The sequence below is a fragment of the Bradyrhizobium sp. HKCCYLRH2060 genome, from assembly GCF_051168135.1.
Taxonomy (GTDB): Bacteria; Pseudomonadota; Alphaproteobacteria; order Rhizobiales; family Xanthobacteraceae; genus Bradyrhizobium.
The window spans coordinates 1-25,110 of sequence record NZ_JBNPUK010000010.1; the positions used below are offsets into that span (position 1 = coordinate 1).

Annotated in this window: 22 protein-coding genes and 1 pseudogene; 19 read left to right on the plus strand and 4 right to left on the minus strand. The window is 64.3% G+C overall.

Annotated elements, in window-relative coordinates:
* Positions 1-72 precede the first annotated feature (72 nt).
* A pseudogene (locus ACQR10_RS19700) lies at positions 73-849 on the plus strand (B12-binding domain-containing radical SAM protein); the annotation flags it as partial.
* A gap of 1 nt (position 850) precedes the next feature.
* Positions 851-1,492 (plus strand): bacteriochlorophyll 4-vinyl reductase, encoded by a 642-nt coding sequence (bchJ, locus tag ACQR10_RS19705; RefSeq protein WP_316218900.1) that lies wholly within the window; start codon positions 851-853, stop codon positions 1,490-1,492.
* Positions 1,493-1,540: 48 nt separating this feature from the next.
* Here bchJ and ACQR10_RS19710 read toward each other — a convergent pair whose 3' ends face one another.
* Positions 1,541-2,461, minus strand: a complete 921-nt coding sequence (locus ACQR10_RS19710) for a LysR family transcriptional regulator (RefSeq protein WP_316183325.1) — start codon at positions 2,459-2,461, stop codon at positions 1,541-1,543.
* 146 nt (positions 2,462-2,607) lie between these two features.
* On the opposite strand from ACQR10_RS19710, the gene ACQR10_RS19715 reads away from it, so the two are divergent.
* The 9 genes from ACQR10_RS19715 to ACQR10_RS19755 all read left to right on the plus strand — a co-directional run bounded on the left by ACQR10_RS19715 (position 2,608) and on the right by ACQR10_RS19755 (position 12,384).
* On the plus strand, positions 2,608-3,663 hold the full coding sequence (locus ACQR10_RS19715; RefSeq protein WP_315803475.1) for a class 1 fructose-bisphosphatase: 1,056 nt from the start codon (positions 2,608-2,610) through the stop codon (positions 3,661-3,663).
* A 35-nt stretch (positions 3,664-3,698) separates the two neighbouring features.
* On the plus strand, positions 3,699-4,574 hold the full coding sequence (locus tag ACQR10_RS19720) for a phosphoribulokinase (protein WP_315803476.1): 876 nt from the start codon (positions 3,699-3,701) through the stop codon (positions 4,572-4,574).
* Positions 4,571-6,598 (plus strand): transketolase, encoded by a 2,028-nt coding sequence (gene tkt / locus ACQR10_RS19725; protein ID WP_316218901.1) that lies wholly within the window; start codon positions 4,571-4,573, stop codon positions 6,596-6,598. The genes ACQR10_RS19720 and tkt overlap by 4 nt, the downstream gene beginning before the upstream one ends.
* Positions 6,599-6,642: 44 nt before the next feature.
* Positions 6,643-7,725 (plus strand): class II fructose-bisphosphate aldolase, encoded by a 1,083-nt coding sequence (gene fba / locus ACQR10_RS19730; RefSeq protein ID WP_315803478.1) that lies wholly within the window; start codon positions 6,643-6,645, stop codon positions 7,723-7,725.
* A 36-nt stretch (positions 7,726-7,761) separates the two neighbouring features.
* Positions 7,762-9,222, plus strand: a complete 1,461-nt coding sequence (locus ACQR10_RS19735; protein WP_316218903.1) for a form I ribulose bisphosphate carboxylase large subunit — start codon at positions 7,762-7,764, stop codon at positions 9,220-9,222.
* A 75-nt stretch (positions 9,223-9,297) separates the two neighbouring features.
* A complete protein-coding gene (locus tag ACQR10_RS19740) occupies positions 9,298-9,717 on the plus strand; it encodes a ribulose bisphosphate carboxylase small subunit (protein ID WP_316183328.1) in 420 nt (139 codons plus the stop codon).
* A gap of 162 nt (positions 9,718-9,879) precedes the next feature.
* On the plus strand, positions 9,880-10,824 hold the full coding sequence (gene cbbX / locus ACQR10_RS19745; protein ID WP_315803503.1) for a CbbX protein: 945 nt from the start codon (positions 9,880-9,882) through the stop codon (positions 10,822-10,824).
* The gene (locus tag ACQR10_RS19750; protein WP_316218904.1) at positions 10,821-11,543 is read left to right on the plus strand and encodes an HAD-IA family hydrolase; all 723 of its coding nucleotides are present in this window, start codon (positions 10,821-10,823) and stop codon (positions 11,541-11,543) included. Before cbbX ends, ACQR10_RS19750 begins: the two co-directional genes overlap by 4 nt.
* A gap of 148 nt (positions 11,544-11,691) precedes the next feature.
* Positions 11,692-12,384 carry a TetR/AcrR family transcriptional regulator gene (locus ACQR10_RS19755; protein ID WP_315803482.1) on the plus strand — a complete coding sequence of 231 codons (693 nt, stop codon included), beginning with the start codon at positions 11,692-11,694 and terminating at the stop codon, positions 12,382-12,384.
* 9 nt (positions 12,385-12,393) lie between these two features.
* Here the strand turns inward: ACQR10_RS19755 and ACQR10_RS19760 are convergent, their stop codons facing one another.
* Positions 12,394-12,981, minus strand: a complete 588-nt coding sequence (locus tag ACQR10_RS19760; protein WP_315803483.1) for a PepSY domain-containing protein — start codon at positions 12,979-12,981, stop codon at positions 12,394-12,396.
* A gap of 591 nt (positions 12,982-13,572) precedes the next feature.
* Here ACQR10_RS19760 and ACQR10_RS19765 point away from each other — a divergent pair.
* Positions 13,573-14,388: a lytic murein transglycosylase gene (locus ACQR10_RS19765; RefSeq protein WP_316218905.1), complete on the plus strand. Its 816-nt coding sequence runs from the start codon at positions 13,573-13,575 to the stop codon at positions 14,386-14,388.
* Positions 14,389-14,483: 95 nt separating this feature from the next.
* Here ACQR10_RS19765 and katG read toward each other — a convergent pair whose 3' ends face one another.
* Positions 14,484-16,661: a catalase/peroxidase HPI gene (gene katG / locus ACQR10_RS19770; RefSeq protein ID WP_316218906.1), complete on the minus strand. Its 2,178-nt coding sequence runs from the start codon at positions 16,659-16,661 to the stop codon at positions 14,484-14,486.
* A 229-nt stretch (positions 16,662-16,890) separates the two neighbouring features.
* Between katG and ACQR10_RS19775 the strand changes: the two genes are divergently transcribed.
* The 7 genes from ACQR10_RS19775 to ACQR10_RS19805 all read left to right on the plus strand — a co-directional run bounded on the left by ACQR10_RS19775 (position 16,891) and on the right by ACQR10_RS19805 (position 24,041).
* Positions 16,891-17,820 (plus strand): hydrogen peroxide-inducible genes activator, encoded by a 930-nt coding sequence (locus ACQR10_RS19775; protein WP_315803486.1) that lies wholly within the window; start codon positions 16,891-16,893, stop codon positions 17,818-17,820.
* A 390-nt stretch (positions 17,821-18,210) separates the two neighbouring features.
* A complete protein-coding gene (locus ACQR10_RS19780; RefSeq protein ID WP_315803487.1) occupies positions 18,211-18,537 on the plus strand; it encodes a hypothetical protein in 327 nt (108 codons plus the stop codon).
* Positions 18,538-19,194: 657 nt separating this feature from the next.
* Positions 19,195-20,397, plus strand: coding sequence for a C39 family peptidase (locus ACQR10_RS19785; RefSeq protein WP_316217685.1), 1,203 nt, complete (start codon positions 19,195-19,197; stop codon positions 20,395-20,397).
* 20 nt (positions 20,398-20,417) lie between these two features.
* Positions 20,418-21,866, plus strand: coding sequence for a radical SAM/SPASM domain-containing protein (locus ACQR10_RS19790; RefSeq protein WP_316217684.1), 1,449 nt, complete (start codon positions 20,418-20,420; stop codon positions 21,864-21,866).
* A gap of 23 nt (positions 21,867-21,889) precedes the next feature.
* The gene (locus ACQR10_RS19795) at positions 21,890-22,138 is read left to right on the plus strand and encodes a hypothetical protein (protein WP_315805369.1); all 249 of its coding nucleotides are present in this window, start codon (positions 21,890-21,892) and stop codon (positions 22,136-22,138) included.
* Between the two features lie 287 nt (positions 22,139-22,425).
* Positions 22,426-22,992, plus strand: a complete 567-nt coding sequence (locus tag ACQR10_RS19800; RefSeq protein WP_316217683.1) for an HPF/RaiA family ribosome-associated protein — start codon at positions 22,426-22,428, stop codon at positions 22,990-22,992.
* Between the two features lie 56 nt (positions 22,993-23,048).
* The gene (locus ACQR10_RS19805) at positions 23,049-24,041 is read left to right on the plus strand and encodes a ribose-phosphate diphosphokinase (RefSeq protein WP_316217681.1); all 993 of its coding nucleotides are present in this window, start codon (positions 23,049-23,051) and stop codon (positions 24,039-24,041) included.
* A gap of 10 nt (positions 24,042-24,051) precedes the next feature.
* On the opposite strand, the gene ACQR10_RS19810 is transcribed toward ACQR10_RS19805, so the two are convergent.
* Entirely contained in the window at positions 24,052-24,990 is a 939-nt protein-coding gene (locus tag ACQR10_RS19810; RefSeq protein ID WP_434848697.1) for a hypothetical protein, read from the minus strand.
* Positions 24,991-25,110 lie beyond the last annotated feature (120 nt).

A 25,110-nucleotide genomic window follows, 5' to 3' on the forward strand; every position in this document is an offset into this window, starting at 1 on the left:
CCCTCTTGCTGCCACAGGTCATCCTCGGAATGCCTGTCACTGAGATTATCGTGTCTCACTTGAGGGGTGCAGTCCACCCGCGTCACCGACATCCTGCGCGACGAGGCGCTGCTGCCGCTGTATCGCAAGGCCGGCCTGATCCACGTCTCGCTCGGTACGGAAGCCGCCGCACAGATGAAGCTCGACCGCTTCAACAAGGAGACCACGGTCGCGCAGAACAAGAAGGCGATCCAGCTCTTGCGCGACGCCGGCATCGTCGTCGAGGCGCAGTTCATCGTCGGCCTCGAGAACGAGACCCGCGAGACCCTGGAAGAGACCTACCAGATGGCGCGCGACTGGAGGCCGGACCTCGCCAACTGGGCGATGTACACGCCGTGGCCATTCTCCGACCTGTTCCGCGACCTCGGCGACAAGGTCGAGATCTTCGACTACGAGAAGTACAATTTCGTCACCCCGATCATGAAGCCGGACGCGATGGACCGTGGCGAGCTGCTCGACGGCGTCATGAACAACTACCGCCGCTTCTACATGCACAAGGCGCTGTTCTCTTATCCCTGGGCCGGCTCCGGCGAGCGGCGCCGCTATCTGCTCGGCTGCCTCAAGGCGTTCCTCAAGTCCGGCTTCGAGCGCAAATTCTACGACCTCGGTCGCGTCAACTATTGGGGCCCGCAATCCAAGGGCAAGGTCGATTTCGGCTTCGATAGGTCGCGCAAGCGCGCCGAGCCCGGCAAGGTCGAGTGGAAGACGAGCCATAATCGCAAGCTGACCGGACCGCAGCAGGCGCAACTGATGGCCTGCGGCGGCGGCACCGAGCAGATGAGCGACGAGGCCGAGACGCCGGTGCATTGACATGCACGGCACGCGCGCCCAGCCCAATCTGCTACTGCGCGCTGCCGCTGCGTCTGGTCACGCCCCGGGCCGTATCGGCCCCAACGCGATCATCCAGACCGCCGAGGCCCTACGCCTGCTGCGGGGGGAGGACAGTGCGCGCCGCGTGTTCGCGGCCGCGCGGCTCGATTTCTATCTGAGCAGTCCGCCCGCCGAGATGGTCGATGAGGCCGAGGTCATGCGGCTTCATGACGCGCTTCGCACCGTGCTCGATGACGAGACCGCGCGTGCCGTCAGCACCAGGGCAGGGCGGCTGACCGGCGCCTATCTGCTTGCGCATCGCATCCCCGGCGCGGCGCAACGTGTGCTCCGGCTGCTGCCGGCCCGGCTCGCGAGCCGCGCGCTGACGCGGGCGATATCCGCGCATGCCTGGACGTTTGCCGGGACCGGCACCTTCACCGCACGCCCGGGCCGGCCCACCATCTACCAGATCAGCCATTGTCCGCTGTGCCGCGGCCATCACGGCGATCACGCCATCTGCGACTTCTACGCTGCGACCTTCGAGACGCTGTTCGCAACGCTCGTGCACCCCGACGCCCATGCGCGTGAGATCGCCTGCGAAGCCTGGGGTGACGAGGCCTGCCGGTTCGAGATCGATTGGTGAGACGGCGCCATGCGAGACGCGACGCCGCCTTGGCATCGGGTGCGGCGCTCAGCTCGGCAGAAATCGCGCGCCTTCCTTGCCGAGGAAGTCCAGCATCGCCTGCGCCGGCGGCAGCAGCAGCTTGTCGGCACGCCGCACCGCGTGCCACTGCCGGATGATCGGCAGGCCCGCGACCTTCAACGTGACCAGCCGCCCCTCGCTGAGCTCATGGGCGACCGTGTGCTGCGAGATGAAGGCGATGCCGAGGCCGGCGATGACGGCCTGCTTGATGGTCTCGTTGCTGTCCATCTCCATGCTGGTCTTTGGTTTCAGACCATGCTTCTCGAAGAATGTCTCCATCAGCAGACGGGTGCCCGATCCCGGCTCCCGGGTGATGAACACCTCGCCGGCGAGATCCCCGGCCGCGATCCGCTTGCGGCGCGCCAGCCGGTGGTTGGCCGGGGCGATGATGACGTGCGGGTGCTTGCCGAAGGGCCGCATATCCACGGGAACGTCGGCCGGTGGCCGGCCCATGATGGCAATGTCGAGATCATAGCCGCGCAGCGCCTCGCGCAGGCTGTCGCGGTTGCCGATCCGCAAGGTGACGTCGATCTTGGGGAAGCGCCGCGAAAATTCCGCGATCGCAAACGGCACGAAATATTTCGCGGTGCTGACCGCGCCGATCGCCACGCGGCCACCGCTGCGTCCGGCGAGAATGTCGAGCGCCTGCTCGCAATCCTGCAAGGCGGCCTCGACGCGTTCGGCCAGCGCCAGCACGCTGCGCCCGGCCTCGGTCAGGATCATGCCGTCGGTGGTGCGCTGGATCAGCGGCAGCCCGGCGAGCTCCTGAAGATTGCGGATCTGCAGGGTGACGGCAGGCTGCGTGAGGTTCAAACGGCCGGCCGCTGACGTCACCGACCCCGAGTTTTGCACGGCGGCCAGCGCCCGAAGCTGGCGGATGGTGAGATCGCGCGAGAAATGCCGGCTCATGGAACCCTCGATCAGATCGTTCACATAAGGAAAACTTTGGTCTATCCAAAGATATTGAAATTTCCCTAATTAGGCAAATCGAGTGTTGATAGCAGCGCGGCACGACGCATTCGTGCGGCTTCATCAAGTTCCCGGCAGAGGATCTGATGGCGAGGGAGTGGCCCATGGATCACCAGATGGATCATCATCAGACATTGCAGGCACATCTGGCGGCGCAGGGTGCCGACGCCGATTGCGCCGCGGTTATCGCGGCTCTGGCCGGGGCGGCGCGCGAGCTCGCGCGGCAGATCGCGGTCGCGCCGCTGTCCGGCGTCGACGAAGGCGCTGCCACCGTGAACGCCGACGGCGACGTCCAGAAGGCGCTCGACATCGTCGCCGACAACCTGATGCGGGATGCGCTGCGCCGGGCTCCAGTCGCCGGCATCCTGTCCGAAGAGGGCGACCGGCCGGAAACGGTCAATGCTGCTGCCCCACTTTGCGTGGCGATCGATCCGCTCGACGGCTCGTCGAACCTGCAGAACAACATCTCCGTCGGCACCATCTTCTCGATCCGCCCGCGGGGGCGCGACGTGCTCTCCAGCTTCTTCGAGCCCGGCACGGCACAGCTTGCCGCCGGCTTCTTCGTCTATGGACCGCAGACCTGCCTGGTGCTCGCGATCGACCATCGCGTCGATCTCTACGTCCTGCATCCGACCTTGCACGAGTTCATGCTCGCCAAGTCCGGGATCCGCATCCCGCAGGATACGCCGGAGTTCGCCATCAACGCGTCGAACCGCCGGCACTGGAGCGGGACCGTGCGCAACTATGTCGACGAATGCCTGTCGGGCGCCGCCGGCCCGCGCGGCCGCGACTTCAACATGCGCTGGATCGCCTCGCTGGTCGCCGAGGCCTATCGTATCCTGATGCGCGGCGGCGTGTTCCTCTATCCGGCCGACTCCCGCCCGGGCTATCGCGAGGGCCGGCTGCGGCTGGTCTACGAAGCGCATCCGATGGCGCTGATCATGGAATGGGCCGGCGGCTCGGCCTCGAGCGGCCGCGCGCGCATCCTCGAACTGTCGGCGCGCTCGCCGCATCAGCGCGCGCCGCTGATCATGGGCGACGTCCGCCTCGTCCGCGACGTCGACCAACTGCATGAGGGCATCGAGCCGCTGTTCGAAACCAGCGATGCGCCCCTGTTCGCGCGGCGCGGCCTGTTCCGCTGAGCCTGCCTGCCGAACGCGCCTTCCGGAGAAAGTTCATGTCACGTCGTCATCCCATCATCTCGATCACCGGCTCGTCGGGCGCCGGCACCACGTCGGTCAAGAAGACCTTCGAGAACATCTTCCGCCGCGAGAACGTCAAGGCGGCCTATATCGAGGGCGATGCCTTCCATCGCTACAATCGCGAGGAGATGCGCCGCAAGATGGTCGAGGAGGCCGAGCTCGGCAACAAGCACTTCAGCCATTTCAGCCCCGACACCAATCTGTTCGAGGAGCTCGAGAAGACCTTCCGCGACTACTCCGAGACCGGCACCGGCATGACGCGCCACTACGTCCACGACGAGGAGGAGGCGCGGCTCTACGACACGAGGCCCGGCAACTTCACCGAGTGGAGCCGGCTGCCGGAGGACTCCGACCTGCTGTTCTACGAAGGCCTGCACGGCGCGGTCGTCACCGAGAAGGTCAACATCGCGCAGCACGCCGATCTGAAGATCGGCGTTGTTCCGGTGATGAACCTGGAGTGGATCCAGAAGCTGCACCGCGACCGCGCGTCGCGCGGCTACACGACCGAGGCGGTCACCGACACGATCCTGCGCCGCATGCCAGACTACGTGAACTACATCATCCCGCAGTTCTCGGAGACCGACATCAACTTCCAGCGTGTGCCGACGGTCGACACCTCGAACCCGTTCGTTGCCCGCTGGATCCCGACGCCCGATGAATCGATGGTCGTGATCCGGCTGAAGAACCCGCGCGGCATCGACTTTCCCTATCTGCTCTCGATGATCCCGCAGAGCTTCATGTCGCGCGCCAATTCGATCGTGATCCACGGCGCCAAGCTCGATCTCGCGATGCAGCTCATTCTCACCCCCATGATCATGCAACTGATGGACCGAAAGAGGCGCACGCTATGACCGCCAACGCCGTGCAGACGCTGGCTCCGAAAGCCGATCCCAGCCATGCCGAGATGGCGAACGCCATCCGCTTCCTCGCGATCGACGCCGTCGAAAAGGCGAAATCGGGTCATCCAGGCATGCCGATGGGCATGGCCGACGTGGCAACCGTCCTTTTCTCGCGCTTCATGAAATTCGATCCCGCCGATCCGGCCTGGCCCGATCGCGACCGCTTCGTGCTGTCGGCCGGTCACGGCTCGATGCTGCTCTATGCGCTGCTGCATCTGACCGGCTACGAGGCCGTCACGATCGATGAGCTGAAGCGGTTCCGGCAATGGAGCGCCAAGACGCCGGGCCATCCGGAGTATGGCCACACGCCCGGCGTCGAGACCACCACCGGTCCGCTCGGGCAGGGCATCGCGACGGCGGTCGGCATGGCGCTCGCCGAGCGCCTGATGAACGCGCGCTATGGCGACGATCTGGTCGATCACTACACCTACGTGATCGCCGGCGACGGCTGCCTGATGGAGGGCATCAGCCACGAGGCGATCTCGCTCGCGGGTCATCTCAAGCTGAATCGCTTGATCGTGTTGTTCGACGACAACCGCATCTCGATCGACGGCTCGACCGATCTCGCCTGCTCGGATGATCAGCTCGGACGCTTCGCCGCGTCGGGCTGGGCGACGTCCCGCATCGACGGCCATGATCCCGAAGCCATCGAGGCTGCGATCGCTGCGGCGCGGCAGAGCAACCGCCCCAGCATGATCGCGTGCCGGACCACGATCGGCTTCGGCTCACCCGGACGGCAGGGCTCGGAGAAGGCGCATGGCGCGCCGCTCGGGCCGGAAGAGGTCGAAAAGACCCGCGCGGCACTGCACTGGCCGCACCGTCCGTTCGAGGTCCCGGCCGACGTGCTGGTGAGCTGGCGCGAGATCGGTGCGCGCGGCCGCAGCGTGCGCCAGGCCTGGAAGGAGCGTGCGCGCAGGCTGTGCACCGCGGACCGCTCGCCCTGCCATGACGCGCTGAACAGGAAGCTGCCGGCCGCCTATGCCGAGCGCATGGCGCAGTTCATCGCACAGCTCACGGCCGAGCGGCCGAAGATCGCCACCCGCCAGGCGTCGCAGAACGTCATCGATGTCATCGCGACGGTGCTGCCGAACCTGCTCGGCGGCTCGGCGGACCTGACCCACTCCAACCTGACCAAGGCGAAGACGCACAAATCCGTCACACCGGCCGCGATGGATGGCAACTACATCCACTATGGTGTGCGCGAACACGCGATGGCTGCGGCCATGAACGGCATCGCGCTGCATGGCGGCTTCATTCCCTATGGCGGCACCTTCCTTGCCTTTGCCGACTACAGCCGGCCGGCGATTCGCCTGGCCGCGCTGATGGGCATCCGCGTCATTCACGTGATGACGCACGATTCCATCGGCCTCGGCGAGGACGGCCCGACGCATCAGCCGGTCGAGCATGTCGCGAGCCTGCGCGCCATTCCGAACCTCCTGGTATTCCGCCCGGCCGACGCGGTCGAGACGGCGGAAGCCTGGGACTGCGCGCTGCGTGCGGAGGCCTCGCCGTCGGTGCTGTGCCTGTCGCGGCAGGGGCTGCCGGCGTTCCGTACCGAAGCATCTGATCAAAACAAGGTGGCGCTCGGCGCCTACGTGGTCGTCGAGCCCGAGGCTGGGCGCGACGTGACCTTGATTGCGACCGGCTCGGAGGTGGCGATCGCGCTGGAGGCGGCCAAGCTGCTGGCGGTCGAAGGCGTCCAGGCGGCCGTGGTGTCGGCCCCCTGCTTCGAGCTGTTCCGCAAGCAGTCCGCCGAGTATCGCGCCGAGGTGCTCGGCGCTGCGCCACGCATCGGAGTCGAAGCCGCGATCGAGGGTGACTGGGCGCGCTGGCTCGGCGATGCCGGCGAGTTCGTCGGCATGCACGGCTTCGGCGCCTCGGCGCCGGCCGAGGTGCTGTACCGCGAATTCGGCATCACGCCTGCGGCGGTCGCCGATGCGGCGATGCGCAACATCATCCGGGCGCGGGCGTCCTGAGCCGCGCCACCTTACAGAACATCGAAACAGGGACGGAGACCAACATGGCGCGGATCACGCTCAGACAATTGCTGGACCATGCGGCCGAGCGCGGCTACGGCGTGCCGGCGTTCAACATCAACAACATGGAGCAGGGGCTCGCGATCATGGAGGCGGCCGCGGCGGTCGATGCCCCCGTGATCATCCAGGCCTCGCGCGGCGCGCGCACCTATGCCGGCGACATCATGCTGTCGAAGATGATCGACGCGCTGGAGGAGATGTATCCGCAGATCCCGCTCTGCCTGCATCAGGACCACGGCAACGACGAGGCGACCTGCGCCACCGCGATCAAATACGGATTCACGTCCGTGATGATGGACGGCTCGCTCAAGGCCGATGCCAAGACGGCCGCCGACTACGACTACAACGTCGACATCACGCGCCGCGTGACCGACATGGCGCATTGGGTCGGTGCCTCGGTCGAGGGCGAGCTCGGCGTGCTGGGCTCGCTCGAGCATGGCGGCGGCGAGCAGGAGGACGGCCACGGCCTCGAAGGCAAGGTCAGCCGCGACCAACTGCTGACCGATCCCGACCAGGCGGTCGATTTCGTCCGCGCCACCAAGGTCGATGCGCTGGCGATCGCGATGGGCACCTCGCATGGCGCCTACAAGTTCTCGCGCAAGCCGGATGGCGAGATCCTCGCCATGAACGTCATCGAGGAGATCCATCGCCGGCTGCCGAACACGCATCTCGTCATGCACGGCTCGTCCTCGGTGCCGCAGAGCCTGCAGGACATGTTCAACCAGTTCGGCGGCGAGATGCCGCAGACCTGGGGCGTGCCGGTCGAGGAGATCGTGCGTGGCATCCGCCACGGCGTCCGCAAGGTCAACATCGACACCGACTGCCGGCTGGCGATGACCGCGATCTTCCGCAAGGTCGGCGCGTCGTCGAAGGTCGAGTTTGATCCGCGCAAGTTCCTGAAGCCGGCGATGGACTCGATGCGTGATCTCTGCCGCGAGCGGTTCGAGCAGTTCGGCGCCGCCGGCAACGCATCGAAGATCAAGGTGCTGCCGCTGTCGGAGATGGCCAAGCGCTACCGCTCGGGCGCGCTCGATCCGCGAATTGGGGGAATGACCGAAGCTGCGTGACGTGAACAGCCACAACGAAACAGCCAGGAGGAACACATGAACGACCAATCGATTACCGTCCGCGGCAAGGATCGCTACAAGTCCGGCGTGATGGAATACAAGAAGATGGGCTATTGGGAGCCGTCCTACCAGCCCAAGGACACCGATGTCATCGCGCTGTTCCGCGTCACGCCGCAGGATGGCGTCGACCCGGTCGAGGCGTGCGCTGCCGTCGCCGGTGAGTCCTCGACCGCGACCTGGACCGTGGTGTGGACCGACCGCCTGACCGCCGCCGAGAAGTATCGCGCCAAGTGCTACCGGGTCGAGCCGGTGCCGGGCTCGCCGGGCAGCTATTTCGCCTACATCGCCTATGATCTCGACCTGTTCGAGCCGGGCTCGATCGCCAACCTGACGGCCTCGATCATCGGCAACGTGTTCGGCTTCAAGCCGCTGAAGGCGCTGCGGCTCGAAGACATGCGGCTGCCCGTGGCCTATGTGAAGACGTTCCAGGGGCCGGCGACCGGCATCGTCGTCGAGCGCGAGCGGCTCGACAAGTTCGGCCGTCCCTTGCTCGGCGCCACCGTCAAGCCGAAGCTCGGCCTGTCCGGCCGCAACTACGGTCGCGTGGTCTACGAGGCGCTGAAGGGCGGACTCGACTTCACCAAGGACGACGAGAACATCAACTCGCAGCCCTTCATGCATTGGCGCGAGCGCTTCCTGTATTGCATGGAGGCGGTCAACAAGGCGCAGGCGGCGACCGGCGAGATCAAGGGCACCTACCTCAACGTGACAGCGGCGACGATGGAGGACATGTATGAGCGCGCCGAGTTCGCCAAGGAGCTCGGCTCCACCATCGTCATGATCGACCTCGTGATCGGCTACACCGCGATCCAGTCGATGGCGAAATGGGCACGCCGGAATGATATGATCCTGCATCTGCATCGCGCCGGACACTCGACCTACACGCGGCAGCGCTCGCACGGCGTGTCGTTCCGCGTCATCGCCAAGTGGATGCGGCTCGCCGGCGTCGACCACATCCATGCCGGCACCGTGGTCGGCAAGCTCGAGGGCGATCCCAACACGACCCGCGGCTACTACGACATCTGCCGCGAGGACTTCAACCCGATGCGGCTGGAGCATGGCGTGTTCTTCGACCAGAACTGGGCGAGCCTGAACAAGCTGATGCCCGTGGCCTCCGGCGGCATCCATGCCGGCCAGATGCACCAGTTGCTCGACCTGCTCGGCGAGGACGTCGTGCTGCAGTTCGGCGGCGGCACCATCGGCCATCCCCGCGGCATCGCCGCCGGTGCGACTGCCAACCGCGTCGCGCTGGAGGCGATGATCCTCGCCCGCAACGAGGGCCGCGACTACGTGCATGAAGGTCCTGAGATCCTGGCCAAGGCGGCACAGACCTGCACGCCGCTGCGCGAGGCGCTGGAGATCTGGAAGGACGTCACCTTCAACTACGAATCGACGGACTCGCCGGACTTCGTGCCGACCGTCACCCCTGCCGCTTGAACCACGTTCGATGCGTCGCCGTGCTGCGGGCCGGACATCGGCTCGCCCGGCAGCACAACATCAGGAGATTTCAACATGCGCGTGACCCAGGGTTGCTTTTCTTTCCTGCCCGATCTGACCGACGAGCAGATCACGGCCCAGATCCAGTACTGCCTCGAGAAGAACTGGGCAGTGAACATCGAGTTCACCGACGATCCGCATCCCCGCAACACCTATTGGGAGATGTGGGGCCTGCCGATGTTCGACCTGCGCGACGCCGCCGGCATCATGCGCGAGCTGTCCGAGTGCCGGAAGATCTACGGCGACCGCTACATCCGCATCTCGGCCTTCGACTCCAGCCATGGCTGGGAGTCGATCCGGCTGTCCTTCATCGTCAACCGGCCGCAGAACGAGCCGGGTTTCCGGCTCGACCGCCAGGAAACCGTCGGACGCAATCTGCGTTACTCGACGCGGTCCTATGCGGCCGAGCGCCCTGAAGGCGAGCGCTACTCATAAGAATACCGCGCTGAAGTCCCATCCCATCGGGGAGGGGACTTCAGCGCCGGCTCTGCCGCATTGATCAAGTCCGATTCGACGGCGTCCCCTGCTTGCCGGAGTTCGCGGGAGGATCTGCCGCCAGCGTGTGCGAACTTCGGCCAAGCGGAGCACCAGCCCATGATGCAGGCCACGCAGGCGGATGCCGACAAGGCCACGCCGGTCGACACCGTCGACCTGCGCCGCGAGTTCGAGAGCGTCGACATCGCACCCGTGCTGGAGCAGCTCGACCGCGAGCTGGTCGGGCTCACCCCGGTCAAGACGCGAATCCGCGAAATCGCCTCGCTGCTGATGATGGAGCGGATCCGCCGCAAGATGGGGCTGGCGACGACGTTTCCGACCCTGCACATGTCGTTCACCGGCAATCCCGGGACCGGCAAGACCACGGTCGCGCTGCGCATGGCCGGCATCCTGCATCGGCTGGGGTTCGTCCGTCGCGGCCACGTCATCAGCGTGACCCGCGACGATCTCGTCGGCCAATATATCGGCCACACCGCGCCAAAGACCAAGGAGGTGCTGAAGAAGGCGATGGGGGGCGTCCTCTTCATCGACGAGGCCTATTATCTCTACCGTCCCGAGAACGAGCGCGACTACGGCCAGGAGTCGATCGAGATCCTGCTGCAGATCATGGAGTCGCAGCGCGAGGACCTCGTGGTCATTCTTGCCGGCTATGCCGACCGGATGGAGAAGTTCTTCCAGAGCAATCCCGGCTTCCGCTCGCGCATCGCCCACCACATCGACTTCCCCGACTATTCGGAAGCCGAGCTGCTGACGATCTCCGAGATGATGCTGGAGGGGCAGAACTACCGCTTCACGCCGGAGGCCCGCGCCGCCTTCGAGAAGTATATCGCCGTCCGGCGCACCCAGCCCTTGTTCTCCAACGCGCGCTCGATCCGCAACGCGCTGGATCGGATCCGCCTGCGCCAGGCCAACCGGCTGGTGTCGCGGCTCGACCGCGTGCTGACGTCCGATGACGTGATGTCGATCGAAGCCAGCGACGTGCTGGCAAGCCGCGTGTTCGCCAAGGGGGCCGACGCGGGAGACGGCAGGGTGGAGGCGCAATCATGAGTCTGGCTCTGGTGAGGAACGCGCCGCTCGACGACCTCCGGCGCCGCATCGCCGACGCCGGCGCACTGATCTTCGACGTCGACGGCACGATGGCCGAGACCGAGGAGATCCATCGCGAGGCCTTCAATGAGGCGTTCGTCGCGGTGGGCATCGACTGGCACTGGGGCCGCCGCATCTACAAGGAGCTGCTGCGTGTCACCGGTGGCAAGGAGCGCGTCCGTGCGTTCGACCAGATGCGGCGCACGGGTCCGCCGCTCAGCGACGCCGTCGTTGCCCGGCTTCATCGCATCAAGACGGAGCGGTTTGCCGCGCTGATGGCCGACAAGGGCTGCCCGTTGCGCCCGGGCGTTCAAGCCTTGCTGGAGGCTGCCTCGGCCCGCGGGCAGCGGCTCGCGATCGCGACGACGACCACGCGCGGCAATATCGATGCCCTGTTGGCGCCCGTGCTGGGCGCCGACTGGGAGGCAGGATTTGCCGCCGTCGTGGCGGCCGACGATGTCGCGCGCAAGAAGCCCGCACCGGATGTCTACCTGGAGGTCTTGTCGCAGCTCGATCTACCCGCGGCCAGTTGCATCGCGATCGAGGACTCCGGTAACGGGTTGATGGCTGCGAGCCGCGCCGGCGTTCCCGTGCTGATCACGCGCAGCCTCTACTTTCACGACGACACGTTCGACGGTGCGCTCGCCGTGCTCGATGACCTCGGGGAGTTTGTTGCCTGAGGTATTTTGAGGTGTTTGTGGTGATACGTTGCCGATTATGTACGCCACCATGCGCATAGCCGCGTGGCGTGGTCGTTCTATTGCCGTCTCGACAAGAACGTGTAATCCCTTGACGACATGTCTTCATGTCGAGTCGAGGTCGTTGAGTATGGCCCGCACGCAGGCCAAATTGAAACGTACGGACGTTGCCCGCACGGAAGCGTTTCGCGGGCGGGTGGGACGGCCGCCGAAGGCGCTCGCTGGAAACATCGAGGAGCGTATTCTGGACGCTGCGCGCGCGGTGTTTCTCGAGCGTGGCTTCGACGGTGCCAGCATCGACGAGATCGCTGAACGCGCTCCCGCCAGCAAGCCGACGATTTATGCCCGATACACCGGCAAGGCCGCCTTGTTTGCCGCCGTCGTCGCGCGCTCCATCAACGACGTGATGAATCTGGGATCCTACACGCCGGTGGCCGGCACCGCACAGGAGAAACTGGTCGGACTTGCCATCGCCATCGTCGATCGGGCGCTGAAGGACTCGCTGGGATTGTTACGGGTCACGATCGGGGAGGCTTACCGGTTTCCCGATCTCAGTTGTCAGTTTCATGACGTCTCGCGCAAACGGGCGGCCCATGCCGTGGCGGTGCTGCTCGGCGAGACGATCGGCGCCTCGGCCACGACCGCCCGCCGGACGCCGTCGAAGGCGTCGGCCGCCTCTGCCGAGATCTTCATCGATCTGATCGTCATGCCGGTGATCATGCGCTCGCTCATGGGCGAGAGCGAAAGGACGATCCGCAGGGAGCTGCCCGGCTTCGTCCGTGACCGGGTCAAGACGTTCCTGACGCTTCAGCCGAAGGCGTGAGCGGCGCGATCAGCGTCGCCGCAGCGATGACGGTTCGAGCGTCACCTGCTTGAGATCGTTGCCGCTGACGACGACCACGACGAAGGCGAGCTTGCCGTCCTTGTTCATCAGGCCGCCACTGATCGCCCGGCCGGCCGCCGAGCGCTCGGCGATCCGAATCGCATCCGACATCTTGAGCCGGACCGTGGTGAGGGCAGCCAGGCTGTTACGGTCGCTTTCGCTCAGTCCATCCACGGTGGAGAACAGCACGCTGTTGCGCACCTTTGCCGTGGTGCCGTCGATGTCGGATTCCCAGATCCGTCCGCTCTGCAGGGTTCGGACCTTGTAGACGGGGGCGTCGAGCCCACCTTCGAAGCTGATGTCCGCGGTCTTGGAGCCCGGATGAATCCTCTCGGCGATCCGCAGCGCCTGGTGCAGTGACACCTCCGTCCGCCGGAACTTGTCGAGCTCGCGATCGATCGTCTCCTGACTCAGAGCCGGATCGGTGGAGACTTGTGGATCCCTCTCGGTCTGCATGCCGCTGCCGGTCCCGCCGACGGCGTGCGCCAGGGGAGTCCACGACAGCAGGATCACGCTCAAAAGAATGATTCGTTTCATGACGGCCTGCTGTCTCCGATCTCGGTCGGTGCTTGTAGAGCATTCCCTTGGGAAACGGTTGCGGTAAAACGAAACTGTATCGTTTTATAATGACGGCCGGGGGACCTGTCAAGGTTGGCTCCCCCGGGAGGTGTCTGGATCCAGAAGGGACCCATTCCTGCGCGGCTCTCGAGGCCGCGGACGAGCGGAGCGGAGATCGTCGTCGAGGCCGACGATCTCGACGCTGGTGACTCACCCGTCCATGCGCGAACGCGCCCGCGCGTCTCACGCCGCTCTCGCTAAACGAAACCGTATAATAATGCCGGGCGGGCCGAACTCCGATGCGGCCGCAGCCGGCATCGCGATTTCAGAAGGTGATCGTTGGAACCCGCATGGCGATCGGTTCCGCCAGCGGTGCTGGTGCGCACACAGGCGATGGTCGACGCTCGTTCATCTGCGGCTAATTCCCGCCCGGCTATGATTTTCTTCCATTTCCGATAGGTTGTCGCCGTTGCAAACCGGGGCAGCCGATATGACCGCCGCCAGCGGCATCCGATGTCCCGCAGGATAATGGTGCGAGCCGCATCGGCGGACGCGACCAGAGGAGTCTGAATGAGCAAACGCCGGGCCATGATCACCTTCACGTTCACCGCCGCGACGCTGCTCGCTGCCTGCGGCGGCGTTGCGCAGGCGGCACAGTGCGGCTCGTCGCCGGCGGGGTTCGAGGCGTGGAAGCGCGAGTTCAGCGAGGAGGCGAGGGCGAAGGGCGTCGGCGGCGCCGCGATATCCGCGCTGATGCAGACCAACTACGCCTCGGCGACGATCGCGGCCGATCGTGGCCAGCGTAGCTTCTCGCTGTCGCTCGATCAGTTCCTCGTCAAGCGCGGCGCTGCTGCGATCGTCGCGCGCGGGCGCCAGCTCAAGCAGTCGCAGGCCGCGATGTTCGCCTCGATCGAGCAGCGCTACGGCGTGCCGCCCGGACCGCTGATCGCGATCTGGGGCATGGAGAGCGCGTTCGGCAGCCAGCGCGGCAATCAGCACATGCTGTCCTCGATCGCGACGCTCGCCTATGATTGCCGCCGTCCGGAGTTCTTCACCGACCAGCTCTATGCCGCGCTCAAGCTGGTCGACCGCGGCATTCTGTCTGGCAACACCCGCGGCTCGATGCATGGCGAGGTCGGGCAGACCCAGTTCATGCCGAAGAACATCCTGGCCTATGGCGTCGGCAATCTCGACGTCGCCGCCAATGCGCTCGCCTCGACGGCGAACTTCCTGCGTGCCAATGGCTGGAAGGCGGGCGCCGGATATCAGCCGGGCGAGCCGAACTTCGCAGCCATCGAGGCCTGGAACGCCGCCGGCGTCTATCAGAAGGCGATCGCGCTGATGGGCCGCCAGATCGACGGCGGCGGCTCGGCCGCGGCGCGCTGACAGGCCCGCGACTGATAAGCCTGTTCCATCAAAAAAGCGGCGCTTCATCGCTGAAGCGCCGCTTCTCTGTATGAGCAGTCAGTCGGCGTCTCGCCTCAGGCCTTCAGCTCGAACCGGTCGAGGTTCATCACCTTGGTCCAGGCGGCGACGAAGTCCTTGACGAACTTCTGCTTGGCATCCGAGCTCGCATAGACCTCGGCCAGCGCGCGCAGTTGCGAGTGCGAGCCGAAGATGAGGTCGGCGCGGGTGGCCGTCCACTTGATCGCGCCGGTCTTGCGGTCGCGGCCCTCGAAGGTGTGCTCGCCCTGATCGACCGGACGCCAGGCCACGCTCATGTCGAGCAGGTTGGCGAAGAAGTCGTTGGAGAGCGTCTCGGTCTGCGCGGTGAACACGCCATGCTTGGAGCCGTTGGCGTTGGCGCCGAGCACGCGCAGGCCGCCGACCAGCACGGTCATCTCCGGCGCGGTCAGGGTGAGCAGTTGCGCCTTGTCGACCAGCAGCTCCTCGCCGGACAGCCACTGCTTGCCGCTGAGATAGTTGCGGAAGCCGTCATGGGTCGGTTCGAGCACCGCAAACGATTCGACGTCGGTCTGCTCCTGCGAGGCGTCGGTGCGGCCCGGCGCGAACGGCACCGTCACCTCGACGCCGGCCTTCTTGGCGGCCGCCTCGACACCGGCATTGCCGGCCAGCACGATCAGGTCGGCGAGCGACACCTTCTTGCCGCCGGCCTGCGCGTTGAACTCCTTCTGGATGCCCTCGAGCGTCGAGAGCACCTTGGCAAGCTCGGCCGGGTTGTTGACCGCCCAGTCCTTCTGCGGGGCCAGACGAATGCGCGCGCCATTGGCGCCGCCGCGCTTGTCCGAGCCGCGGAAGGTCGAGGCCGAAGCCCAGGCGGTCGAGACCAGCTGAGAGACCGACAGGCCCGAGGCGAGGATCTTTGCCTTCAGCGACGCGACGTCCCTGTCATCCACGAGCGGATGATCGACGGCCGGCACCGGATCCTGCCAGATCAGGTCTTCCTTCGGCACCAGCGGGCCGAGGTAGCGCACCTTCGGGCCCATGTCGCGATGGGTCAGCTTGAACCAGGCGCGGGCGAAGGCGTCGGCGAACTGATCCGGATTCTCCATGAAGCGGCGCGAGATCTTCTCGTAGTCCGGATCGAAGCGCAGCGCGAGGTCGGTGGTCAGCATCGACGGCGCGTGGCGCTTGGACTTGTCGTGTGCGTCCGGCACCGTGTTGGCGCCGGCGCCGTGCTTCGGCTTCCACTGGTGCGCGCCGGCCGGGCTCTTGGTCAGCTCCCATTCATAGCCGAACAGATTCCAGAAGAAGTTGTTGCTCCACTTGGTCGGCGTCGTCGTCCAGATCACCTCGAGGCCGGAGGTGATGGTGTCGCCGCCTTTGCCCGAGCCGTATTTGCTGGCCCAGCCGAGACCCTGCTGCGCGATGTCGGCGCCCTCAGGCTCCGCCCCGACCAGCGACGCGTCACCCGCGCCGTGGGTCTTGCCGAAGGTATGACCGCCGGCGATCAGCGCCACCGTCTCTTCGTCGTTCATCGCCATGCGGGCGAAGGTCTCGCGGATGTCGCGCGCGGCCGCCAGCGGGTCGGGGTTGCCGTTCGGGCCTTCCGGGTTGACGTAGATCAGGCCCATCTGCACGGCAGCGAGCGAGCCCGCGAGCTGACGGTCGCCGCTGTAGCGCTCGTCGGCGAGCCACTTGCCTTCGGGACCCCAATAGATGTCCTGCTCCGGCTCCCAGGTGTCGGCGCGGCCGCCGCCGAAGCCGAAGGTCTTGAAGCCCATCGATTCCAGCGCGACGTTGCCGGTCAGCACGAACAGGTCGGCCCAGGAGATCTTCTGGCCGTATTTCTGCTTGATCGGCCATAGCAGGCGGCGGGCCTTGTCGAGGTTGGCGTTGTCGGGCCAGCTGTTCAGCGGCGCAAAGCGCTGCTGACCGGTGCCGGCGCCGCCGCGGCCGTCGCCGATGCGATAGGTTCCGGCGGCATGCCAGGCCATGCGGATGAACAGCGGACCATAATGACCGAAGTCCGCCGGCCACCATTCCTGCGAATCGGTCATGAGCGCGTGCAGGTCCTTGATCACCGCGTCGAGATCGAGGCTCTTGAATTCCTTGGAGTAGTCGAACGTCTCGCCGAGCGGATCGGACAGGTTCGAGTGCTGATGCAGGACCGACAGATTGAGCTGGTTCGGCCACCAATCCTTGTTCGAAAATCCCTTCAAGCCGCCCGAAAACGGGCACTTGCTGACGTCATCCATGTTTGCCTCCTGACGTGATCGTCATGGTTCCCCCTGGGGTGGGAGCCGGGACCCTACGCGGCTACTTCGATCAGGGGAAATTGAGATTGATGATCATAACGATAAGATTATCTGATGAACGCGGTGTGACGCCCGTCCAAACGCAAAACGATGCCAGACGTTGGCGACACACCTCAGGCTTGTAGTCAGGGAAAATTGACTTCGCGTCGATGAGCGATAAGATAATCTGATGATACATCTGACGATGCGGCAGCTTCGCTATTTCGACGCGCTGGCGCGTCTGGGGCATTTCGGCCGCGCCGCCGAGGCCTGTGCGATCTCGCAGCCGGCGCTGTCGATGCAGATCAAGGAGATGGAGGAGGCGCTCGGCGGCGTGCTGCTGGAGCGCAACGCCCGTCAGGTCGTGCTGACCCGGTTCGGCGAGCAGCTCGCCGAACGCGTCCGCGAGATCCTGCGCTCGGTCGACGAGCTCGGCGACTTCGCCCGCGCCTCGCGCGACAAGCTCACCGGCCGGCTGCGGCTCGGCATGATCCCGACTGTCGCGCCTTATCTGTTGCCCAAGGTGATCGGGAACTTGACGCGCAAGCATCCCGAGATCGACATCCACGTCCGCGAGTCCAAGACGCCGACCTTGATCGAGGAACTGGTCGAGGGCCGCCTCGATGCGGCGATCGTCGCGCTGCCGGTCTCGGAGCCCTCGCTGACCGAGGTCGCGCTGTTCGCGGAGAACTTCCTGCTGGTGCGGCCGCCGGAATATGAAGGCGCTGACGTGCCGAGCAGCGAGATGCTGCGCGAGATGCGGCTGCTGTTGCTGGAGGAAGGGCACTGCTTCCGCGACCAGGCGCTGTCGTTCTGCAACATGCAGGCGCCGCGCGAGATGCTCGATGCCTCCTCGCTGTCGACCCTGGTGCAGATGGTCGGCGCCGGCATGGGCGTGACGTTGATTCCGGAGATGGCGGTCGGCGTCGAGACGCGCTCGGCGTCGGTGTCGCTGGCGCGCTTCGCCGATCCGCAGCCGCAGCGCACGGTCGGCATGGTCTGGCGCAAGACCAGCCCGCTCGCCAAGCAACTGATGCAGATTTCCGAGATCGTCGGCAGCGCGGCCGAGGGTCTGCGCAAGCAGGCCGCGGCAGCGCAGGGCCGCAAGCGGCGCGGCTGAGCACCGCGCGTGACGACGCTGGCTGACGCCATCCCTGCTGCGTCCCGCCCGCGCCGTGTAGGAACGACCCGTCGTCGTGGCCCGTCACGTGCGGCTTTCCATGGCATAAGTCTTGTATCGATCTCCGCGAGCGGTCGAACGTCCGACGCGCACGCGGGGTGGCGATGCCGCCGGATCGTGATCTCGGTCGGTTGGCTCGCCGCTCGCGCCGATTGCTGATCGAGGCTGCGCACCTGGAGAACGGTCCATGCCTGAGCCGCTTCGACATGAGGGCCTCCGTCATTGCGGGGAGCGACGCGACGAGGCAACCCAGAGTCACGCGATGGTTCTGGCTTGCTTCGCTGCGCTCGCAAGGAGAGAGCTCGTTCGGGGATGTGGCGAGGAGGTCGGGTGAAAATTGACGAGCGTGATGATGGCGTCCTGGCCTTTGTCGACACTGACGGCCGCATCTGGGCGCAATGTGCGCGTCCCTCTCAATATGCCGCCGACACCGACTACGTGATTGAAGGCCCGCTGAGCGGCTTTATCTACGAGGAGGGGACGTTCACGCCGGACAGCGAACAGGCGTTTCGCGCCTGGCTCGACGACCGCTTGATCAGCGACGGGATATTCCATGTCAAGGACAAGGAGACGGCGCTGTCCTTGTGTCGGCGGATCGCGGTGGCCGCGCGCGACATCCTGACCGACCGGTCGGCCTCGTCCCGTTGCCCGCGCTGATCTCTTGATCTTCCGGTAATAATAATTCTATTGCGTAATTTCAGAAATTGTGCTTATCTGTGCGTACCCCGCCTCGAGCAGAGGGACGTACGCGTCGTCACGATACGTTGAGGTGGGCTGCGATGGACGTGACGGCTGCGCCAGACGAGCGCGGTTGGCACGGACGGCGAAGTCGTGTGGTCCTGGCCTCTCGACGCTGAGGTCAAGTCTGCGGTGGTTGCCTGACGGCACGCGCGGGCGATGGGGGCAAGAAAGCCGATCCCCAGGGAGAGCACGAAGGACACCGTAAAGCCATCGCGCGGGGAAGGCCGGGTCTGTCCGGCTGTACCTGTGGTACCTGCCGCCTGCATTCTTTTGAGCAGGCGGGCCACGGGCCTCAGCCGAGGTCCGGCCTTCCCCGCGCCCTCTCGTTTCAGGGCGACATGACGAATGCATCACCTGGGCGTTGCGCGCCGCGGGAGCGTGAGATCGTGTCTCGCCGGAGGATCTGCGTGGCATGATGGATTGTCGACCCATCCGGTCGCGTCCGCCATGAGGCGAATCTGAAACAGCCATCGAGAGCGCAAGGAAATGATGACTCTATTTTGATTTGAATCAAATCATACATTCTACTTGTGATTTCAAATATCCGAGCGGTTAGACGGCGGGGGAGGCGAGATGGCGACCATTCCAGTTGAGCAGGCACGCTCGGTTGCGATGTTCCACGCCGCTTCGAAAAGCGCTCCGGATATCGCCGATCGACAAATGGCGCGGTTTTTCGGCTCGGACCTCGATCCAAACCCGATCATTATTTTTGATCTGACCGGCTCGCCGGCATTCTATGATTTCAGCTTCTATCAACAGGCTCAACTCGTCGGCGTCATCAGGTGCACGGCGGACACGAGGCTGCAATCCGCAGCCTGGGCGTTCGAGCCGCCGTCGCGGCAGCTGTCCGACACGAACGCACTCAAGATCGCGACGGAAGCGATGAACAAGATCGCACCGGACGCAACCCTCGTCAGCCATTCCTTCGTCGCATATTCGTACGCAAAGATCGGCGTTCGCGTTTCCTACGTCAAGGATGGTCACCCCGCATCGTTCATCGTCGACTACTATGATCGATCGGTTCTCACGCAGACCGATCTCGCTCCGAGTCCGCCGCCAGTCGATTTGCTGGATAGCATCGACGGGCTCATTCCCCACTCGATCTTGGACTCTCAGAAGCTCGGTTTTCTCGACGTGTCGGAGCCAGAGCCGCTACGTGGCCAGAGCGAGCGAGAGATGATTCGCAGCATCGTGTCTGGGATTCTGCCGGAAAGCGGTGATCTGCCGGACATCAAGTTTGACGATTCCGACTATAAGACGCTGCAGGCCTACTTTGCCGCGACGCCGCCGGCGATCGCATCCTCGATCCTGCCGGTTCCTCTCTTTGCGCAGATTACGCCTGTCTATTGCGCGGTCGCATCCGCGCAGATGATCCTGGCGTATTTCGGATTCGCGGCGACACCCGAGCAAATTGCCGAACAGATGAAGCCTGGCCCCAAGGGCGCCACCAACAAAGCCCAAGTCTCGGCGTATCAGTTTTTTGCGGGAGGGCGATTGGCGCCGACCTTTGATCAAGCTCCGAGTTTCGATCACGCCCTCGACGCGTTGCAGAAATTCATTCCGTTCAAGAGCGGTCTCCCGGGCCATGCGCGTGTCTGCCGCGGCTGGAAGCAATATTCCTTCGTATCGTCTCTCACCGGAAATGTGACGGGAACTGAGCACTATTTTCTGATCAATGATCCATATCCCGTGGGCGAGGGCAGCATTCGCTGGGAGAACCTCAAGAACCACAACTACGCCAATGCGATCAGCTTCAGCCGAATGGGAGGCACATGATGCCGTGTCCGGATTTGCGCGTGAGCAAGTACTGCATCTGGACGCCTGTGGACGGCGCGGTATTCGGCCTGCATGGTTACACCGGGGGCATGGTCCTCGTTTCGCAGGATCTGTTCGAGTCGTTGACCGGGAGAGGCTCCCTCGACCTGATACGTCAGAGATATCAGGACGAGTTTGATGCCTTATGGCTGCGCGGCTTCATCACGAGCCTTACCCCCTTGGAGGAGCGAGAGGCGGTGGTGGAGATCTCCAGATCCCTGCAGGCACGTCGCCGGCAACTTCATTTCGTTATCGCGCCAACCTTTGACTGCAATTTTCGCTGCAGTTACTGTTTTGAGCGGGATCTGCAGAACGACATCGATCGCCGACCAAGCCCGCTTTCGCAGATCGATCGTGCGACCAGCGATCGACCTGGTGCCGACTCCGGCGCTTGTTTCATGGGCCACGGCGACAAGGTGAGCATGTCGCGAGACGATGTCGATGCGGTGTTTGCCGGCATCGATGATCTGATCGAGCAGTCGGAGGCCAAACAATGGTCAAGGAACATCACCCTGTTCGGCGGAGAGCCGCTGTGGGTTTCCAATCTTCCGGTCATCGAACGGGCCGTCGAGCTCGGCAGCTCGCGAGGCTTCCGCTTCTCGGCGGTTACCAACGGCTATGACGTCGATCGGTTCATGGACGTCATCGGGGTCGACGCAATCCATTCACTCAACATCTCGGTCGATGGCACGCGGGCGATCCATGACAAGCAACGATTCCTGACCAACGGCGGAGGGACCTTTGACAGGATCGTGGACAATATCGATCTGGTCCTGAGGGAGCGGCCCGGCGTTCGCGTCGTTGTGCGCTTCAATTTCAGCCGCGCCAATTTCCACGAGCTCAGACCGTTGCACGAATTGTTCGGTTCGCGCGGCTTCCTGCAGAATCCGAATTTCGATCTCAATGCAAACATCATCTACGACAAGGCCAATGGTCGGAAGACACTGCGGTCCGATCGCGAGCTATTGGATATCGTGCTGGCGCAGGCGCCGAAAACGAATGTGTCGCTGGATTGCTTCAATGCGGGCGTCGCGGGCCGGATCGTGAGCGCGATCCGGAAGCGGGAAGAATTCCGGTTCTCCGGTTCTTATTGTGCGGCCAATGCGGGAATGTACATCTTCGCACCCGACGGCGGCCTCTACAAATGTTGGGAAGACATTGGCGCAGCTCGCTCGCTGGTCGGCAGCTATCGAGAGCGGCCGGTGGTGCTCAATGGCAGAGACGATCAGTGGAAGGGGCGCCAACTTGAAGGCATGGCAAAATGCCAGTCATGCCGTTTTGCGCTCATCTGTAGCGGCGGGTGCGCCCAGCATGCTCACCAGCAGATTGGAAGCATGAACGATAAATACTGCGACAATTTCGACAAGCGATATGCCGTTTCGGTGGCCAAGGTTGGCGACGAGATTCGTAAACTGGTCGTATGTGCGTAGCAAGGTGGAGAGAGGATCAAGTCATGTCTGACATCAAGATGCCCGAAGACAAGCTGGACGTCTTCAAGCTGATGACGACCCAGCACATCAAGGTTCTGAACCAGAAGGGAGCGAACCTGAAATACGAGAAGCTGACGGTCGGCCAGCTTCTCGAGATGCTCGGCTTCAAGCGACCGGAAGCCGGGGCAGCCGATGCGATCTCGGTCGACGAGGAGCCCGAGGGTTGGCTTTGCGGAGCCGACAGCGTCTGCGGCTTGAACAAGTCCGCGTGAGGGGCTCCGGCGAAGCCAATCGTCGGACCGCATGATCGGCAGCCATCACCTCGGCCAGGCGCGCGTCATTGCATCTGGCCGCGGTGTGCTGCGCGAAACACTGGCGGATCCGGAAGAAGTGCGATCGTTGGCGGAAGCTTGGACGGTGACACGGCCCTGCCAATACAGGTGGTCACGCTTGAGCGGTTCTGTGGCCGCAACATTCTTGCTTAAGGCAGGTTGATCTCGCTCAAAGCTGCTCCTCGCGCCCGTGGTCCAATAAGTTTGACACGGGAGAGGAGCCGGAAATGCAAACACCAGTTCAAATTGAATTTGAAGGGATCCGCGTGTCCGCTGAAATCCGGGCTGCCGTCGAGCAACATGTCGCGGAACTGGAGAGTCGCTTTGGCCGGATCACTGCGGCTCGCATCATGGTCAAAGGTCCGGGCGGTCATCACCAAACCGGCGGTCAATATCTGGTGAGCGTTCGGCTGGCGCTGCCTGACGGTCGGGAGGTCCACGTTGGACGTACCCCGAAGCTGGATGAACGGTACGACGACTTGACCTTCGCCATGGACAACGCATTCAAACGCGCGCGTCGACAACTGCAGGACCGGGCGCGACTGATGCGTGGCGACGTCAAGACGCACGAGCCTCAACCCATCGGAACCGTTGCGCGTATCGATCCAAGCGGCCAGTTCGGCTTTCTGGAAGCCGCGGACGGCCACGAAGTCTATTTCAACTGCAATAGCGTCGTTGAGGGTGGATCAAGCATCGTGCCCGGCGCCCGCGTCAGCTACGTTGAGGAGATCGGAGAGAAGGGACCGCAGGCGAGCACGGTCAGAATGCTCGGGAAACATGGGCTGCGGGCTTAGCTCGGCGGCTGAGCGGGGACGCGGACGACGGGCAGGTTTGACGTTGGAGGTAACCGATGATTGGTGATCGCCTGCGCTTGTTCTGTCTTCATGGCACGGAGGTGCTTGGCGAAAAAGTTGCTCATGCGCTTGGATGCCGTCTCGCCGCTGTCGAAGAACGCAGCTTCGAGGACGGCGAACACAAGGTGCGGCCGCTGGAGGTTGTCGCCGGCTGCGACGTCTACGTTCTGCATAGCCTCCATGGCGGTCCTGACGAGAGTCCGAACGACAAGCTGTGCCGGCTGCTGTTCCTCGTCGGGGCATTGAAGGATGCCGGTGCCGCGCGGGTGACGGCGGTCACACCGTATCTGTGCTATGCTCGAAAAGATCGTCGCACCAAGGCCAATGACCCGGTCACGATCCGTTATCTTGCGACCATGTTCGAGGCTATCGGTGTTGACGCGGTGGTGACCCTCGAAGTTCACAACGAGGCCGCGTTCGAGAACGCGTTCCGTTGCCCATCGGTAGCGTTGAGCACGGCGCCGCTCTTGATCGGCAGGATCAGGGCGATCGCAGCTGATCGGCCGATTGCCGTGGTTTCGCCGGATCTCGGAGGCGGCAAGCGAGCGGACCTGCTTCGCGAGGTTCTTGGGAAGGCGCTCGGCCGTCCGATCGGCAAGGCGTTCGTGGAGAAGCATCGCAGCTCCGGTGTCGTCTCGGGCGATTTGTTCGCCGGGGAGGTGGCGAACTCGCTGTGCGTGATCGTGGACGATCTCATCAGCAGCGGTGGAACCCTGGTGCGGGCGGCGAAGGCGGCCCGTGCCCATGGAGCCGAAGAGGTAATAGCTTGCGTCGCGCACGGCCTGTTCATGCCAGGCGCGGCAACGACGCTGGCCGATCCTGCGATCGACCGCATCATTGCGACCGACAGCGTGCCGCCGTTCAGGCTTCCGCCGGGCGCGGTTCGCGACAAGCTCGAGATCGTCTCGGCGGCGCCCCTTCTCGGAGAGACCATTCGTCGGCTGCACCACAACGAGCCGCTGACGGAGCTGCTTCCGTATCAGGATTGATCCCTGCAATTCAAATTCTGGCTCTCGCCGTGAGCTGCCGCTCGAGCTGCGCTGCGTCCGCCTTGGCAAGTTTGAGATAGGTGCGCGTCAGCCGCGGCCATTTTTCCGGCGTCCGTGGATGGGCGTCGGCGAGATGAGCGATGGATAGCCTGGCGCGGAGCATGGCCCGGCCAATCCGATAGAACAAGAACAGTCCGCTGGCCGGGTCATCATTGAGCTGGACGGCCAGATGCCGCCGAAGCCTCTCAGCGACCCACAGTCCTCCCAATCGGGCGCATTCCAAGTGCAGGAAGGCAATTTCGTCCAGAGCATCCGATGTCCGCAAGCAGGCATTGAACTCCAGGCAATCGATGATGGGGAAGGGAGGGCTCAACCAGATATGTTCCGGCCGCAGATCGCCATGGCCGTCAAGGACGTGCCGGTGATGCACCCGCTGCGCCAGCAGCTCGGTCCGCTGCCGCAGGAAACGGCATTGCAGGTCGGCAATGCGCTCGATGGTGCCGCGGGGCAGGTCGAAGGCCGGCTCGAGCAAACCTCGCCGATCCGCAAGAACTGCCTTTTGCAGGGTCACCATGTAGCTCTCCGGATTGATCATGATCCGGCGCGCATGCGAATAGAAGCGGCTCAAACGACTGGCCAAGCCATCGATCTGGCCCTGGGAGACCTTGCGATCGCGAAGCCCGGCTTCGAGCGTTCGGCCTTCATCGAGCCGGCGCATGACGACGAGCCAATCAACGATGTGTCCGCCGCCTCCGATGGCGTAGCCACCCGGCGCAGCCGTCAGCGGCACTACGCCGTGATAGACATCGGGCGCCAGCCTTCGGTTCAGCGAAACCTCAGCGCGGCAGGCGTCTGCGCGGCGCTCAAGGCTGGAGAAATCGAGATATGGAAAATGAACCGGCTTCTTGAGCTTGTAGACGCGCTCGTCAACCATGAAGACCCAGGACATGTGGGTCTCCCGCGTGATCACGGCGTGGGGCGTCGGGACATAGCTGTCCGGCCGGCTGAGAAACGCCACCTTGCGAGCAAGAGCTGTCGCGCTGCTATTCTCAGCGTCATCGTCCCAGGG